Origin of the sequence: Deferribacter autotrophicus (assembly GCF_008362905.1) — a bacterium.
In the GTDB taxonomy this organism is placed as follows: Bacteria; Chrysiogenota; Deferribacteres; order Deferribacterales; family Deferribacteraceae; genus Deferribacter; species Deferribacter autotrophicus.
In genome coordinates this window covers 177049-193330 of the sequence record NZ_VFJB01000003.1, presented here as the reverse complement: position 1 = coordinate 193330, position 16282 = coordinate 177049, and the positions used below count along the sequence as shown (strand labels likewise).

Here is a 16282-nt window from a genome sequence, read left to right as displayed (position 1 = left end):
CATCACCACCTCAACATCGGTTCATCAACACTCATATTTCTTCTGCCTTTTTTATACAATTCTCCCAAATATTGTAAAACAACAAGTCTTTTATTTGGAGCATCAAGAATATAAATTCTATCTTTATCATCAATTATTAAATCTTTAGGATTGTTGAAGCCACCCAAATAAACTGAAGGCTTTTGATCACCCATATAATATAAAAAAGTACCTTTTTTATCATAAACTTTAAATCCATGAGAGGCAATATCCACAATATAAATATGACCTTCAGAATCAAAGTCTATACCATTGGGGAAATTTAATGCCCATATGTTATCTCCTGGTTCTAACAACTCACCTTTATAGTTACCTTCTTTGTCAAAGATAAAAACTTTTCCTATAAATTTAGAAACTAAATATATATCTTCTGATTGCGGATCAACAGTAATAGCTGTTGGTGCAGGAGCATTCTTTATACTTTTTATCAACTTTCCATCAAGGGTTAAGACATCAATTCTTCCCAATATTTGATCAGTAACATAAATTTTATTTTTATAAACGAAGACATCAGAGATATCCTTATAAACTCCTTCCATATCAAAATTCTTTTTTTTCTTCATTCTATCAAAATCTTTATCATTGACTTTTCTTCCATAGGCCCACAAAACCTTCTTATTCTCAGTTATCTCCATTACACTACCTGAAGCTCTATCTCCTATAAAAATTCTCCCATCTTTTGTAACATCAATAGCACATGGCATAATACTGCCAAACTTAATTTCTCTAATTTCTTGTTTTATAAAATCAATTATCTGTATTTTAAACGCTATAGGTACTGCTATATATACTCTCCCTCGACCATCAGTAGCTAGCCTTATTGCTCTATAATCAATCCATTTAACATTGATATCACCCACAAGCTCTTTTAAAAGCTTGCTTTTTTTCGATGCCTTGTTTGGAAACTCATCAGAATTAGCTATTACACGTACAGCCTTAAATTTTGGGTTAGCCGACTCTTTTGGCCATACATACTCATCTATTTTAAACACAGGTTGTTTTGTTGCACAGCTTATAGTTAAAAATATCGTAGCAATTAACAATAAAATATGAAATCTTCGCATAAAACACCCCCCTAAACCTTATCTTTATGACAACTAATACAAAGAGACATAAAATCTTTACTGTTATTCTGAAAAAGCTGTCTAGTTTGTCCATAGTGTGGATTATGACATGATATACAACTTATTTCTTCATTTGTATCTGGAATTAATTTACCACTGGTAGGATGTGAAGCTGAAGTAAAATTCGCAAGTACATGGGTACCACTTTTTTTATCTGTATGGCAATTTAAGCATAAATTATTCACATCATCCATTAATAAATATTTTCTATTAGAACCATGTGGGTCATGACATATATTACAATATCCTGCTACTGTAGGTCCATGTGCATATGGTGCATTAAACATTGAATTTTGAAATTCTTCATGACATTGTAAGCATTTACTAGAAATAGGTTGTTTAGATGAATAATAATTATTTTTATCGTGACATTGAAAACACTGCCAAGCAGCCACCGGCCCATGAACATATTTATAGTTCATTTTATTACTATGACATATCTGACAATCTTTCACCTCAACAAAACTATGACAACTCGTACACAACGATTTATTATCATCCATATGAAAATAAGTCTTTCTCTTTATTTTATCTCTATAGGCTATAGTAGTCGTCACATATTTAACTTTTACTTTTTTTTCAATATCTTTAAAAACAATTCTTATATTATTTTCACCTTTATTTAGCAAAACCCTTTTCATAAAAACATATTTCATACCATCCTTAGTTTTTAACTTCTGAAAACTATTAACTTTATAAACTCTATCCTGAATTATAATATCCAATTTCTTGCCCACATTAACATACCCAATTATATGAATTTTATCACTATTAACTATAGTTCCATCATTGGGGTAAACGATTACAATATCCTTAGCATACACAGTACAGGTAAAAATCAGCAGTAAACTAATTAATAAACTCTTTATCACAAGCTTTTTCAAAATATCCACATGCTTTCTCATAATCACCTTTTTTCTTGTATATTTTACCCAACAAGTAATACAATCTTCCTTTATTAGGATAAATTTTCTCAATCGACACAAGGTAGTCAAGAGCTTTATCCAAGTTGTCTAAATTATATAAAGCTAAACCAATATAAAATTTTGCATCAATAAATTTGTTTGAAATAGGTTTAAGAAGTTCAAAAGCTTCCTGATTTTTTCCTAATAAAATCAACACCTCTGCTAACTTTACCTTTTCAAAGTCATTTATCCCTTTTTTATTCAAAGATTCAAGCTTTTGTAGGGCATCATCCTTTTGACCATCTTTTATCAACTTTTTAATAAAGTTAATATCTGGCAAGATACTCTTTTTTCTAACTATTTTTGTTACATTTTGAAATTTTTCATACTCTTCTTTACTAATCTCTCCTGTTAAATACTTTATATACCTTCCCACTTTAACAAAATATTGTCCTTCATACCCTATAGCATTTAAGACCTTATCATTTTTATCCAAAAAAACTGTAACTGGCAATGTGTAAATCCCAAAATCCAAAATAGCATCTCCCTTATAATTTACAATAAAAAAATTATTGTTAACTTTACCTAAAATTTTTAAGATTTCCTCTTTTTGGGCCCCTTTTAAATCCAAAGAATAGCAATCTAAATCTTTTCTAGAACATAGTCTTACAAAAGTCTTAGCTACCTTTACACTTAAGCCTTTATCACTTCTCCAAAACAATATTAACTTCAGTTTTTTATCCTTTACAGACTGCTCAAATTTTGGATGAGAAGACTCAAATTTGCTAAAATCAATTACGTCTCCTTTTTTTACTCCTTTTAAAGGGAAAGATAACACCGTGCTAGCAACAAAACAAAATATAAATAAAAACCTAATAATTTTCATTACATCCCCCTTTAATTATATTTAACGGGACGTACTCTATCATAAGTCTTCGGTTTATGACAACCTACTATACACTTCCCACCTGTTTTTGTTTTAGTAAAAGTAATAGGCAATTCCCATCCGCCTGATCCAAAAGGAACTGACTTTCTAACATGTTTTGGTTGATTGGAAGCATGAACTTCGTGACATGCCTTACAGCTTCTTCCTTTACCCTTTATTCTAACATGTAAATAATGTAAGTTTCTATCTCCATTTCTAAAACCTGTATATTTAGTTGTAGATGCATACTGCAAAATTTCTTCATTATGGCAATTAAAACATAAATCGTATAAGCCTTTTCTATATTGATTATAAAACTTTTTCGGAAAAGCCATTTTTAAAATAAATGCATTATTAGAGCCATGTACGCTATGGCACGCAGTACAGCCATCAGTTTCTACAGGACCATGGACAAATTTTGAATTTTTAACCCTTTCACCTATATCATTATGACATTCAAAACATACATTTTTAGCATCACTAACTAGCAGCTTACCAAAATCTGAAGCATGAGGATTATGACAATCTCCACATGCACCTTCATCCACTGGTTTATGTTTATACTTTGAATTATTTAACACGTCAGCAAACTTTTTATTTTTACCATGACACTTCATACAAAGATCTTTTTCTGATTTTGCCTTTAAGTGAAATTTTGTATCAGAATTATGAGGATCATGGCATTGAGTACAACCTTCTTTCACAGGTTTATGCACCACTGCTTTATGAAACCCATCTTTTTTATCATTATGACAAATAAAACATAGTTCATCTTTCTTAGCCTTTAATTGGAACTGAAAGTTTGAAGAATGAGGATCGTGACATGATGTACATTCTCCTGCCGCCACAGGACCATGTAAAAATTTTTTAACTGTTTTATTGTTCTCATGACACTCAAAACATGTTTCAGACTCACTCTTACCTTTTATAAAAAACTTATTATTTCCTCCATGAGGATTATGACAAGCTGTACAATCTCCTGTATTTATAGGCTCATGAACAAACTTGCCTTCAACCTTATTATCATGACACATTATACAAACAGGCTCATCACCTGTTGGAGATTTAAAATCGATAAAACTTTTAGGCCTGTTAATATGTTTTTTCAAATCTGCATCACTAGCATTATGACATACTAAACATTGCTCTGCAGCAACAGGACCATGAGCAAATTCATAATTTTTGATATCATTATGACACTTAGAAGTAGTACAGTTAAAAGCATACAGACTATAACTTATTGATAGCAAAAAAATAATAAGAAAAAACTTCTTCATAAACTAGACCTCCTGTTTTTTTAATCAAGAGCATGCAAATTATGTGCCAATCTAACTTTTATCTATCTACTTCCCTATAAGTATATCTAAAAAACCTCTCTTCCTCAACTTTTTTTCTTCTTTTATCTTCCTATACTTATTGGTATGATAATATTTGTAACGCAACAAGCCTTCAATACCATGACAGGTATTACATAGATTAATTACATTACGATATTTTAAAAAACTCGTCAGTGCATTCCCTTCACTATTTTTTGAAGAATATCTATATTCCTCTTTCTCACTCCAACTGTGAGCATTATGACATGTAGCGCATGTTATAGCTCCATTTATATCTTTTTCCCCCTCTTCATTATAAATAGGTAAAACATCGTTACTTTTATATTTAAAAGTCATAGGTATTTTTGGATGTCCAAAATATTTCACAATTTTCTTTTTTGCCACCCCTGATTCACTATGACAACTTAAACATATTTCTTTTATCATTTCATCATCTTTCTTTTCCTTTGGCCACAATAAGCGGTTACCTTCTGGATAATTATGAGCTTTATGACACTCACCACAAACAAAATTCAGTTTTCTTGAAAAAATATTATTTAAATTATGCTCAGAATAGAAAACATATTTTTTATCATCATGACATCTAATACATAACTTATCAGATTTTTGAATACCTTCCACAAGCATATTTTTATATTCTGAATGCGGATTATGACATGTTGCACAATGAATTTTTTCATTGAAAAGCAACATACCTTTATATTTTTCTTTATGTAAATTTACAAAAGGATGGCTTGTTGTAATAAGTTTTTCATCTACTACATTTTTTTTCTTATGACATTCTATACATATATCCAAGACATTTTGTGATGTCACGTTTTTATTTTTATTAAAATGGACACCGTGGCAAAATCCACAAAAATCAGATTCTTTTATTAAACTTTTTACTCTTCTTATATTCTCAAAATTCTTTATATTATGAGGAGAGTTCACAAATCCACTCTTATCTTTATGACAAGTTATACAAAACTTTTTCGCATTAAACTTTAAGAAACTGTTATTAAATACAGACTCAGACTTCCTTCTATTGCCATTTTTATGGGGATCATGGCATGAGATACATGTTAATTCATTTAGAATATCTTTTTTAGTTTTTACCTCACCTATAGGATGAATCATAACAACAACTTTTTCTTTGGCTATTCCATTCTTTTCATGACATATAATACAAAAACTATTTGCATTATTTTCAGCTATTTCCTTACTGAATAAAAATTTTGTGTTTTTTGCATTGTGAGGAACATGACAATTACTACAAAGCTCACTCTGTTTACTGTCTCTAAAATCATGCTCACTATCAATTATTTCTTGCTTATCCCCATGGCATTTATAACAGAAAATATCAAGATTTTTAGGATCCGTTCTCAAGAATTTATTTTTAGTTCCTGCTTTATGGGGTTCGTGACATGTAATACACTCTATTTTACCGTTTACTAACTTCATATCTTTTGGAATTTTTATTTTTGGCAATATATCTACAGGGTGACTATTTTTACCTACAAGTTTTTTTTCTGCTACCCCCCCGCTTTTATGACAATCCAAACAGATATTATCAACTTTATCTATCAATAAATTTTTATTTTTCGAATTATGCACTTTGTGGCACGATAAACAATTCAAATCATTTTTACCATGACTACTGTTTACAACAGAATTTTTATCCTTATGGCAATCAAGACACAAACTGCTGTTTTTCACATCTTCTCTTAAAAAGTTTTTACTTTTAATATGTGAATTGTGGCAAGTAGCACATGTTATATATTCTCTCTTTTTTGTATCGAAGTAAAACTCACTAAAGTACGCAACTGTTTTTCCAAAAACAGGTAGTGATGTATCAAATTTAGTTTTCACATAAACAGGATGATTATATTTTTGCTTATCAATAACTTTGTTTTTTACAATATTTTTATCCAAATGGCATGAAAAGCAAGCTTTTGATAAAAGATCGTCATCTGTTTCTGGCAATTTTAAGGCCCAACCATGAGGATCATGACATACAGAACAAACTCCATGCTCAAAGGGCGATTTCCCAAATCTATTTTTAAAATTCTTCATTTTTTTTAGATTATGCTTTGTATAATAAATATATCTTTTATCCTCATGACAATTTAAGCACAATTCATCATTACGATTATTCATTATCAAAAGGTTTTTATTGACACCTTTATGAGTATTATGACATGTAAGACATACAATTTCTCGATTATTTGAAAAGTAGGCTCCTTTTAGCTTCAATTTTTCTATTTTTTTATCATCTGTAAATTCAATATTTACAGGATGATTCAACAAGCCTTTTTTATAGAATTTTCCAGGAGTCAGCTTATCTGTATGACAATAAGAACACAATTCAGAATCAACATATTTCCCAAGCAAAAGTTTTTTTTCCTTTGGTCCATGTGGAGTATGACAACTCTCACATATAACCTGATTGTCTACACCAAGCACTCCTCCTGCAGAAAAAAAATCATTATTTATCAACATGTTCATCTTAGATGATGGGTGATTGTTTCTACCAACTTTATTGATATGACAAGCTTTACATAACTCTGAATTTTTATTATCTATTCTAAGAAAAATGCTTCTCTCATACCCTTCTTTTTCCGGCTCACCTGTTCCATGTGCAGTATGGCATGTTTTACACTGTATTTTTCCATCTTCAAGGGGGAACTCTTTAGGTACAGACACCTCTTTTGAAGGAATAATACCAACCTTATGTTTATCTTCTGTCCACACTCTTAATCTACTATCCACGACAGTACCATCATGGCAAGAAAAACAAATCCTTTCAGTTGCTACTACTCTTTTTTTAGGAAAAGAAGCAATATCTGTATCTTTATGTTCAAACATAAACACTTCCATCCAACTAAAATGACAAAGTGCACATTCTTTTGCAGGTTCCTGGCCAGTTGGTGCGGCAAATAGATAAGAGTACAATAAGAATACGAAAATAAACGCTATAGAACCTTTCATCTGGAGATATCTCCCAATTTAAAAATTAGAACTTTTTTCTGGTAATAATCAACAACGCCCAAAAAACCATTAAAAACTCTAACCCTAACAGGAGACAAAAACTTATACAGTTTCCCATCAACTCCTAATAGATAAACAATATCACCATTATTTTTGTTAAAAAATTGAATAACCCCAATATAGCCATCAGCAACTATTAGATAATTATTATAGATATCTATACCTTTTGGTCTGTAAAAAGTACCGCTCTTCACCCCCCATTTACCCACAAAATTAACAAATCTCAATTTGTTATCCAATATTTGCACTCTAGTATTGATAACTTCTGAAATATATAAATCTCCATTTTTATCAATTTCCAAGTCAAAAGGATATCTAAATTCCCTCTCATAATACCCCACTTTACCAAAATCACCTATTCTTTTTAATGTTTTTGCATCTAAAATTATCAATTTGTGTTTATCATTACTCACAACAAACCCTTTATCTCTATAAAACTCAATATCTGTTGGGTCTGTAACATAAATTTCTTTTAGCTTTTTCAAATTCTTGAAAGAATAGACATTAATTTTGTTCTTATTAGGGATTGGAACAAAAAGTTTTTCCTTATAAAAAGTAACTCCTATTGATCCCTCACTATCTATTAAGTGGTATTTCTTTACAATTTCCTTTTTTTTCAAATCAATTTTTATCAGTTTTCCTGATTTGGACTCCAATATATACAGATTACCATCAATAAAAATCACATCTGCTGGAAATTCGTTATCTTTAAACTGAATTGAATAAAAAATGCGAACATTTAAAATGTTCGCAGCATAATTACTTGAAAAAATAAATAATATAAAACAAATTATATATACTTTTTTCATTCATTGTTTCCCGGCTCTAAGAATTTTGGAATATAAAATTTTTTATATTTATTAACCATACCAACAACTTCATTACTTAAAATCTGAAGAACTCTTTCCTTTTTATACCCTACATCCAATAATGGTAAATAACTGTCATCCAACGTAGGGGCATGACATTCATCACACTGAACAGGCCTTTTATCAACCATCTTATGTATTATTTTTAGCCCTTGACTTTTTTTTGCAGGAGGCAATTGAATCACGGCTTCTCTAAACCTCTCTACAAAAGCTTTAAGCTCATCTGTATCTGGTCTTACATAGTTACCTTCTATTTTTACTAAAGGTATCAGCTTCATTGTTGGATTGCTTAGATATTTAGAAATCGCTAATTTATTAACCTGATCCCCATTCACTTTATTATACCACACAAATCTCTTAGAATCTTTGAGTCTAATATGACAAGTCTCACATGCAAGAAAATCGCTATGCATATTCAAAAAAGCTCTAATTGATTTATTTTTATCATGGGGAATATCTCCATGACATCTTATACACAAATTTATTTCATCATGAACAACACCCTCTCCCACATGATGGAAGTGTCTTTCTAGCTCCTCTTCTTTAATAACTTTATAACCAAGATCATATGTAACTTTTTTCTCTTCACTCATCATCATCTTAAATAAATCACCTTCATCAATCTTTGCCTCTTCACGTTTCCCTTCCTTATGCCATATGTGCATAACAAGCTTTACAACCAAATAAGAGGAATAAATAATAAAAATTATACCTATTACAGCATATATTTTTTTTAAAAAACTCAATTCTCGTCTGCTCATTCAAACCTCCCAATTTAAGCTTCACTTGTATCTTTTTTTATTTCAACATCGAGATATTCCATATAAGCTTTATATTGTTCTTCAATTTCCCTTTCCTTTTTGATTTTATAACTATCTATATCCAAAACTAATTCAGGATGCTTTTCAGCCAACTCATTTAATCTTTGCCATTCTAAATAATATTCATGTTTCATAATTTCTTCAGGTAAATACCCCGTTAAGAACAGAGGTGACATAGGAAATTTATCATAATTCACATGTGCATTATACATATGCCAAATTAAAATAACCGATGCTGCTAAAAGAGCCTCATCTGAATGCGCTATAAAACTAATATTCAATGCCCAACCTGGTAAAATCTTCGTGGCTTCAGTTTCAAACCATAAAATTAAACCTGTTAATCCTAGTAATGGAATCCCCCAAAAAACTGCCCAATAATCAAATTTTTCCCTCCAATGAAACCTTTCATGCTTTGGTTTCTCATCAGTAATAAAAAAGGCATATTTTAGAAAATCAACCACATCCTTCAGATCTTTACCTCTTGGAAACATTGGTGAATGATAAATAAATTTAAACAATCCTCTAAAAGAGAAAGAGTTACTCCTAATACTTGGTCTAATATAATAAACATACAGATTTCTAAACAGATAATACCAGTGAAAAAAGAACAAACCAACCATTGTAACACCACAAATTCTATGAATAACTGTAGTAACTTGTAATCCTCCAAACATATTAATCATCACTTTGGCCCATGGATAATAGTGAAATTTTAATGGGAATCCCGTAAGTATTAAAAATATGAATGTAGTCATTAAAATAAAATGTTGATATCTTTGCGCAGGAGTCAATTTTAAGTAATATTTTTTACCCCTCACTATTTTAATTAATGGATATTTTTTCATCATTATTTCCTCCTCTTTCTTCTAAAACTTAAATTAGGAAATATTTCTCTAATGAGCTCCAAAACTAATATCAAAGCAAGAGGTAAATAAGCCCCAAGTGTCAGACATGTAAATCCTAAAGCTGTATAATATTCAGGTTTATATAAGTCTTTGTTTATTACAACATGCATCCTCACTTCTCCTAATCCAGGTGTTGCATCGGGATGACACATCTTTTTTGCACAAGTTTTCCATCTGTTTTTTTCATATACTGCACTTTTTGGATCTTCATAACTCCTAATTGCATGTGCTGACTCATTTTCTTTTACGTGACAATCAATACAATCTGGAGCGCTATCATATCCAAAAGTTACAGCCTTACCATGAAAAGTGTCAGAATAGGTTGCTACCGCATTCACCAATTTATGTTTAGTAGCCATTTCCTCTTTACCATGACATTTGTTACACATTCTAACTATTTCAGCACTGTTTTTACTGTTATGCAGTCTATGACTAACATGATTATAAAAATATTTTACAAACTTTTCCTCTTTATGACATAAACGACACCTTGCTAGTGCTTTTTCACTCAATCCTTCCTCTGTAACATCTTTAAAAATTTGTATTGGTCTAAATAAAGGGTTATTATGACAATCAATACAATCAGGAAAATCTCTCTCATCTCTGTAATTCACATATTTGTTTTTTGGATTATGTATACTGTTCATTAAAACTTCTTGTACCTTTTTATGTGAAAATCTTTTTTCGGAAGATGGCTCCACTATGTGACATTCATTTAAACAGTTTACTTTGGTATTTTCCTCATGTGGTATTTTAGTTATCTGAGAGTGACATTCTTTACATTTGATTTTTCCATGAACTGACTTATGAAACAACTCATCATTAACATAGTAAAGTCTTGTCTTACCGTTCTCATCAATGCGAGAAAGAGTACGGTATTTGTGACATAATAAGCAATTCTCATCATCTACTGCATAAAGAAAACTATTAAAAAGTAAGATAAAAAATAATACAAAAAAACTTTTCATCCATCCCTCCTTTTATTGTTTTAAAATATTAATCTTTTAAATGACACATTATACAAAGCTCATATCCTGAACTAAATCTTGTCCTCTTAGCATATTTTCCTGTTGCTTGATTTTTTAACATCTCATACTGATGAGGAAGGTGACACGTAACACACAATATTTTAAAATTTTCACCAAATGGAACATAAATTTTTTCTTTTCTTAAAAAACGTTTAATTCTTTTCTTTATATCCTCATTTGGCACTCTTAAATGATTTATTCCTGTAGGATGAACCCCTTTTATTTGATGACATCCGTTACATAACTCATTAATATCCCCCTTCAACACTACAGTTTCTATACCTCTATCTTTTGAAATATCAGGTTGTTTCTTATGGCAAATAACACATGACTCCACTATCAAGTTTCCATTTTCATCCACTTGTTTATGCGGATTATATTTCTTAAAATGAGTTGCATTATGACAGTTATAGCAAAACTTTTCTCTTCTTATATATTCCCCTCTTAAATATTTTTCACTATGATTACCTTCTAGACAATCAAAGACATGGCAGGTCATGCATGTAACTTTACCATCTTTTAGAGGAAAATTATCTGGTATCTTCACTTCATCACTAGGTTTATATGTAAAATTAACGCTATGAGCCTCAATCCCTACAGTGGCTTCATTATGACATTGCTCACATAAAGCCACATCATTCCCATCAAATTTTAAATTTATTGAATTTTCTGAACCTCTATCTTCATGACATACTAAACATAAATATTTCGAGTTATGCGGATCTTTTTTTTCCAAGATAAAACTATTAATATAATCTACACCTAAAAAACCTAATTTTTTGATTTTACCACTGTGACAATTGACACATTTGACATTTTTATCACAAAAATTAGATATAATTGTATCACTATGGCAACTTACACAATTATTGATTGATAACCTATTATCAGTAATATCTTTCTCAAAACCAAAACAAACTGTACTAAAAAAAATCAAATAAATCATTATAAGCTTTTTCATAATGCAAATTTTAAGCAAAACACATGCCAGTTTTGCAAATACTTATTACTTAAAAGTTTTTTCAAAGCATACTTTTCCTACCGTCAAAGTATATTATATCTACTAATAATATATGCAATTTTTAATATATATTATCTTTGATTTATTTATATATCTTAATTAATGTATTTATTACAAATATGTTAGAACACAAACATGTTTATTTGTTTTATCTATAACTACTATTTAAAGCCTAGCAACAACACCATTTTTCAATATAAGCACAAATTATACTCACAACTAGAAAAAAGAATGAAATAAAATTATGTAGTATACCCATTTTTTGTAAAACATTATTTGATATATACAGACAAATAGAACTAATAATAAAAAAATGGGGAGACCCCAGAAAAAAATTTCTCTTGCAAAAACAATTAATTTACTATAGTTTTAAATTTTAAATAATGAAAATATGCTTATTTAATCAAATATCTTATTAGAGTAAAACTATGTACAAAGTATTAGTAGCCGATGACGACAAAGATGCTAGGGAAGTATTAAGTGCTTTTTTATCTAAATTAAATTATAAAGTTTATGAAGCTTCAAACGGCTTAGACGCTTTCGAATTAATAAAAAATAATAATATTTCTATTGCTTTAATAGATTGGATAATGCCAGGACTAAACGGTGTCGATCTATGCCAAAAAATAAGAGAACTTAACCTAAATCATTATGTATATGTCATAATTGTAACGGGAAAGTCCGACAAAGACGATACTTTAGAAGCCCTCCACAAAGGCGCTGATGATTATATTGTAAAACCTTTCTCTTTTAAAGAATTAAAAGTTAGGCTTTTTAGTGCTGAAAGAATTATAAAACTTGAAAACAAACTAAAAGAAGCATACGAAAAGCTCTATAACGAAACAATTCATGACTTTCTAACTGGAATATTGAATAGAAGAAGTATCATAAATGAATTGAACAATCTTTATCGACAACCAGAAGTTGAAATAGGCCTTATTATTATTGATATCGATAACTTCAAAAAAATTAACGATACTTATGGCCATTTGGTAGGAGATGAAGTTCTAAAAGACATATCTAGAATTATTTCACAAACATTACGCAAAACAGACTTTGTGGGGAGATACGGTGGTGAAGAGTTTTTAGTTATTTTACCTTATCTGAACATAAACGAATCTTATAAAATAGCTGAACGTATAAGAAAAAACATAGAAAACAACTCCTTCCATATAGGCAACTTAGAATTAAAAATCACAGTAAGTTTAGGTGTCTCTTCTGTAAAAAAATACGAAAATCTTAATGATGCATTAGAAGCTGCTGATAAAGCGCTATATAACGCAAAGAAAAGTGGAAAAAACAAAACTATAATTGCATCATAACAATTTTAATAACTTTTCTATTTCTAACTGCACATTTTTTACTAAATGATCAAGGCTTTTCATAACTTCTAGCGATAGTTGGTTTTCCATATTTACATTTCCTATTTGAATCCCATACATCACCACATACTCAGGTTTAACCCCAATAATATCTGCTGCAAACAGAATATCTTTCAATCCCATTTGATGAGGAGAAAGTTTGTTTTCAAAAACAGAATCAATATCATCACCTTCAATTTTTATAACTGTTCCAGGAGATAAATCAAGATCCACTGCATCAACAATTATCAGATGAGTAGCTTCTTCAATATAAGGTAATAAATCAAGCCCTAGTGTACCTCCATCCATAATTTTTAGTTTATCCTGAAATTTACCTTCATAAATTTTTTTTAATCGATATACTGCCTTTAATCCCGCAGCATCATCATTCATTAAAAGGTTACCCAGTCCTAAAACTAAAATTCTCATTTCCACTCCTACAAATAAAAAAGGGGGATTTAACCCCCTTCATAAACTGTAAATTTTTTAATTATAAAACTTAACTATTCCTCTCAGGCTTCCATCCAGAAAAAATTGAACTAATCTCTCCTGATTGTGTTTTAAAATCAAATAAAATGGCAGAGTAAAGATGATTTATAACAAAGCCTGCAATCAAAAACATCATAAGATAATGAAAAAATCTCACCCATTGATTGCTAGCAATACTGAAAACCCATGAGGTAAGAGCATAAAGTGTGGAGTTAGGGTCAGCCTGTGCCCACAAAGCAAACCCTGTAATTATTTGCAATATAAACAGATTAAACAGCACAATATAAGCAACAAGAGCCACAGGGTTGTGACCTAATGTATGTGGAGGATTCTTCTCTAAAAATGTATAGTATTTTATGTATGCAAAAAAGGTCTTTCGATCTTCTTTTCTAAATGGGTTCGAAAAGGAGTGCCAACTTGCATACCTATTACCCACAAACAACCAAAATAACCTTAGCATTACACTAAAAGCAAAAATTACACCTACTAAGTAATGCAAATACCTCATCATACCCATGATATACGTTGTTTCGATAATATCACTAGCATGGATGAATGGGTTATGAATGTAATATCCAGTTATCGACAAAGTTATTATACACAAAAAATTCAGCCAATGACTTATTCTTACAGGTGCCTCCCAAACATAAATATAACGTTTGGCAGCACACTTTATATTATCATTGTTTTTCATGCTGCCCTCCTAAAGCACTTTAACTTTTGCACGCAACTTACCTTTTTCATCATAAACATGAACAGCACATGCAAGACATGGGTCAAAAGAGTGTATTGTTCTCAAAATCTCCAGAGGCTTCTCAGGGTCAGCAACTGGAGTACCAATCAATGATTCCTCATATGGACCTCTTTGACCTTTAGCATCCCTAGGACCAGCATTCCAAGTAGACGGAACTACAGCTTGGTAATTTTTAATTTCTTTATTTTCTATAATGATCCAGTGTCCAAGAGCTCCTCTCGGTGCCTCATGCCATCCATAGCCTTTTGCTGATTTTGGCCATGTCTCTGGATCCCATTTTTCACTATTATGAACAGTTAGGTCACCAGTTTTTATATTTGCCACAAGCATATCAATCCATTTGTTTAGCCTCTTTACAGTAATTAATGTTTCAATACCTCTTGCTGCAGTTCTACCAAGTGTTGAGAAAAGAATGCTAGCATCAGCATTTAGCTGTTTTAATGCCCAGTCCACTGCTTCTTTAATTTCCTTATGCCCTTTTGCATATCCGATAACCATTCTAGCAAGAGGCCCTACCTCCATAGGTTTATCATCATATCTGGGTGCCTTAACCCAAGAATATTTAGTATCCACATCGAGATATTCATAAGGTGGTTTTGGACCGGTATACTTCCAGTTCGTTTCACCATCAAAAGGGTGTTTCCCTCTATCATCTCCAGCTTTATACTCATACCATGAATGAGTCACATACTCTGTTATCTTATTTTGATCCACATCGAACACTTTGGTTATATCACCATTTAAAACTATTCCTGCTGGAATCCATAATCCATTTGGATAACCTGTTTGATCTTCAGGATACTCTCCATAAGATAAAAAGTTTTTATGACCAGCTCCAATTTTTGTCCATTCTGGATAAAAACTAGCTACTGCAAGTAAATCAGGGATATAAACCTGCTCTACAAATTCCTTAGCCAAGTTTACAAACTCTTTTATCTGAGCAATTCTATCAGCATTTAATGCATTTTGGCTATTAGGATCCACAGGAATAGACATACCACCTACCAGAAATGTTTGAGGATGTGGGTTTTTTGACCCTAAAATTGCATGTATTTTAATAATCTCTTTTTGAAGATGAAGTGCCTCTAAATAGTGAGCCACCGCCATAAGATTTGCCTCAGGAGGAAGTTTATACGCAGGATGCCCCCAATAAGCATTACCAAATGGACCCAGCCTGCCGGTTTTTACAAACGCTGCTATCTTGTTCTGAACACTTCTGAAATAATCTTCACTAGAATATTTCCAGTCTGAAATTGACTGTTGCAACTGTGCAGTTTTTTTAGGATCAGCTTTTAATGCTGAAACAATATCCACCCAGTCAAGAGCATGAAGGTGATAAAAATGTATTACATGATCTTGTACATTTTGAATACCAATTATAATGTTTCTGATCATTTCAGCATTAAAAGGAACTTTGATCCCAAGGGCATTTTCTACAGCTCTTATCGAAGCAATAGAATGAACAGTAGTACACACACCGCAAAATCTCTGTGTAAAATACCACGCATCTCTAGGATCTCTTCCTTGCAAAATTTTTTCTACACCTCTAAACATTGTAGAACTTGACCAAGCATCCACAATCTTACCATTCTCAACTTTTGCCTCTATTCTTAAATGACCCTCAATTCTTGTAATTGGGTCAACTACTATTCTATCTGCCATAGCCTACACCCC

At 31.0% G+C, this 16282-nt stretch carries 14 protein-coding genes; 1 reads left to right on the top strand and 13 read right to left on the bottom strand.

The window, feature by feature from the left end; genetic code table 11:
* Positions 1 to 2: 2 nt before the first annotated feature.
* The 10 genes from FHQ18_RS02955 to FHQ18_RS02910 all read right to left on the bottom strand — a co-directional run bounded on the left by FHQ18_RS02955 (position 3) and on the right by FHQ18_RS02910 (position 11944).
* Positions 3 to 1103: an NHL repeat-containing protein gene (locus FHQ18_RS02955; RefSeq protein WP_149265679.1), complete on the bottom strand. Its 1101-nt coding sequence runs from the start codon at positions 1101 to 1103 to the stop codon at positions 3 to 5.
* Between the two features lie 11 nt (positions 1104 to 1114).
* Positions 1115 to 2068 carry a cytochrome c3 family protein gene (locus FHQ18_RS02950; RefSeq protein ID WP_149265678.1) on the bottom strand — a complete coding sequence of 318 codons (954 nt, stop codon included), beginning with the start codon at positions 2066 to 2068 and terminating at the stop codon, positions 1115 to 1117.
* The gene (locus FHQ18_RS02945) at positions 2013 to 2954 is read right to left on the bottom strand and encodes a tetratricopeptide repeat protein (protein ID WP_149265677.1); all 942 of its coding nucleotides are present in this window, start codon (positions 2952 to 2954) and stop codon (positions 2013 to 2015) included. Before FHQ18_RS02945 ends, FHQ18_RS02950 begins: the two co-directional genes overlap by 56 nt.
* A gap of 11 nt (positions 2955 to 2965) precedes the next feature.
* Complete coding sequence (locus FHQ18_RS02940; protein ID WP_149265676.1) at positions 2966 to 4270, bottom strand: cytochrome c3 family protein; 1305 nt, start codon at positions 4268 to 4270, stop codon at positions 2966 to 2968.
* A gap of 66 nt (positions 4271 to 4336) precedes the next feature.
* Positions 4337 to 7300: a cytochrome c3 family protein gene (locus tag FHQ18_RS02935; protein ID WP_149265675.1), complete on the bottom strand. Its 2964-nt coding sequence runs from the start codon at positions 7298 to 7300 to the stop codon at positions 4337 to 4339.
* Positions 7297 to 8169 carry an NHL repeat-containing protein gene (locus tag FHQ18_RS02930; protein WP_149265674.1) on the bottom strand — a complete coding sequence of 291 codons (873 nt, stop codon included), beginning with the start codon at positions 8167 to 8169 and terminating at the stop codon, positions 7297 to 7299. Before FHQ18_RS02930 ends, FHQ18_RS02935 begins: the two co-directional genes overlap by 4 nt.
* Complete coding sequence (locus FHQ18_RS02925) at positions 8166 to 8990, bottom strand: cytochrome C (RefSeq protein WP_149265673.1); 825 nt, start codon at positions 8988 to 8990, stop codon at positions 8166 to 8168. Before FHQ18_RS02925 ends, FHQ18_RS02930 begins: the two co-directional genes overlap by 4 nt.
* 14 nt (positions 8991 to 9004) lie before the next feature.
* Entirely contained in the window at positions 9005 to 9898 is an 894-nt protein-coding gene (locus tag FHQ18_RS02920) for a formate dehydrogenase subunit gamma (protein WP_149265672.1), read from the bottom strand.
* Positions 9898 to 10923, bottom strand: coding sequence for a cytochrome C (locus FHQ18_RS02915; protein ID WP_149265671.1), 1026 nt, complete (start codon positions 10921 to 10923; stop codon positions 9898 to 9900). The genes FHQ18_RS02920 and FHQ18_RS02915 overlap by 1 nt, the downstream gene beginning before the upstream one ends.
* 28 nt (positions 10924 to 10951) lie before the next feature.
* Positions 10952 to 11944 carry a cytochrome c3 family protein gene (locus FHQ18_RS02910; RefSeq protein ID WP_149265670.1) on the bottom strand — a complete coding sequence of 331 codons (993 nt, stop codon included), beginning with the start codon at positions 11942 to 11944 and terminating at the stop codon, positions 10952 to 10954.
* A gap of 488 nt (positions 11945 to 12432) precedes the next feature.
* On the opposite strand from FHQ18_RS02910, the gene FHQ18_RS02905 reads away from it, so the two are divergent.
* Entirely contained in the window at positions 12433 to 13326 is an 894-nt protein-coding gene (locus FHQ18_RS02905) for a GGDEF domain-containing response regulator (RefSeq protein WP_149265669.1), read from the top strand.
* On the opposite strand, the gene FHQ18_RS02900 is transcribed toward FHQ18_RS02905, so the two are convergent.
* From FHQ18_RS02900 to FHQ18_RS02890, 3 genes are all read right to left on the bottom strand, one after another.
* Positions 13321 to 13794, bottom strand: a complete 474-nt coding sequence (locus tag FHQ18_RS02900; protein WP_149265668.1) for a HyaD/HybD family hydrogenase maturation endopeptidase — start codon at positions 13792 to 13794, stop codon at positions 13321 to 13323. The two genes, FHQ18_RS02905 and FHQ18_RS02900, sit on opposite strands and share 6 nt — an antisense overlap.
* A gap of 70 nt (positions 13795 to 13864) precedes the next feature.
* Positions 13865 to 14548, bottom strand: coding sequence for a Ni/Fe-hydrogenase, b-type cytochrome subunit (gene cybH / locus FHQ18_RS02895; RefSeq protein ID WP_149265667.1), 684 nt, complete (start codon positions 14546 to 14548; stop codon positions 13865 to 13867).
* A 9-nt stretch (positions 14549 to 14557) separates the two neighbouring features.
* Positions 14558 to 16270 carry a nickel-dependent hydrogenase large subunit gene (locus FHQ18_RS02890; RefSeq protein WP_149265666.1) on the bottom strand — a complete coding sequence of 571 codons (1713 nt, stop codon included), beginning with the start codon at positions 16268 to 16270 and terminating at the stop codon, positions 14558 to 14560.
* Between the last annotated feature and the right edge of the window lie 12 nt (positions 16271 to 16282).

Coding starts and splice junctions, on each gene's coding strand:
- FHQ18_RS02955 (WP_149265679.1), bottom strand. CDS start 1,103: ATGCGAAGATTTCATATTTTATTGTTAATTGCTACGATATTTTTAACT.
- FHQ18_RS02950 (WP_149265678.1), bottom strand. CDS start 2,068: ATGAGAAAGCATGTGGATATTTTGAAAAAGCTTGTGATAAAGAGTTTA.
- FHQ18_RS02945 (WP_149265677.1), bottom strand. CDS start 2,954: ATGAAAATTATTAGGTTTTTATTTATATTTTGTTTTGTTGCTAGCACG.
- FHQ18_RS02940 (WP_149265676.1), bottom strand. CDS start 4,270: ATGAAGAAGTTTTTTCTTATTATTTTTTTGCTATCAATAAGTTATAGT.
- FHQ18_RS02935 (WP_149265675.1), bottom strand. CDS start 7,300: ATGAAAGGTTCTATAGCGTTTATTTTCGTATTCTTATTGTACTCTTAT.
- FHQ18_RS02930 (WP_149265674.1), bottom strand. CDS start 8,169: ATGAAAAAAGTATATATAATTTGTTTTATATTATTTATTTTTTCAAGT.
- FHQ18_RS02925 (WP_149265673.1), bottom strand. CDS start 8,990: ATGAGCAGACGAGAATTGAGTTTTTTAAAAAAAATATATGCTGTAATA.
- FHQ18_RS02920 (WP_149265672.1), bottom strand. CDS start 9,898: ATGATGAAAAAATATCCATTAATTAAAATAGTGAGGGGTAAAAAATAT.
- FHQ18_RS02915 (WP_149265671.1), bottom strand. CDS start 10,923: ATGAAAAGTTTTTTTGTATTATTTTTTATCTTACTTTTTAATAGTTTT.
- FHQ18_RS02910 (WP_149265670.1), bottom strand. CDS start 11,944: ATGAAAAAGCTTATAATGATTTATTTGATTTTTTTTAGTACAGTTTGT.
- FHQ18_RS02905 (WP_149265669.1), top strand. CDS start 12,433: ATGTACAAAGTATTAGTAGCCGATGACGACAAAGATGCTAGGGAAGTA.
- FHQ18_RS02900 (WP_149265668.1), bottom strand. CDS start 13,794: ATGAGAATTTTAGTTTTAGGACTGGGTAACCTTTTAATGAATGATGAT.
- cybH (WP_149265667.1), bottom strand. CDS start 14,548: ATGAAAAACAATGATAATATAAAGTGTGCTGCCAAACGTTATATTTAT.
- FHQ18_RS02890 (WP_149265666.1), bottom strand. CDS start 16,270: ATGGCAGATAGAATAGTAGTTGACCCAATTACAAGAATTGAGGGTCAT.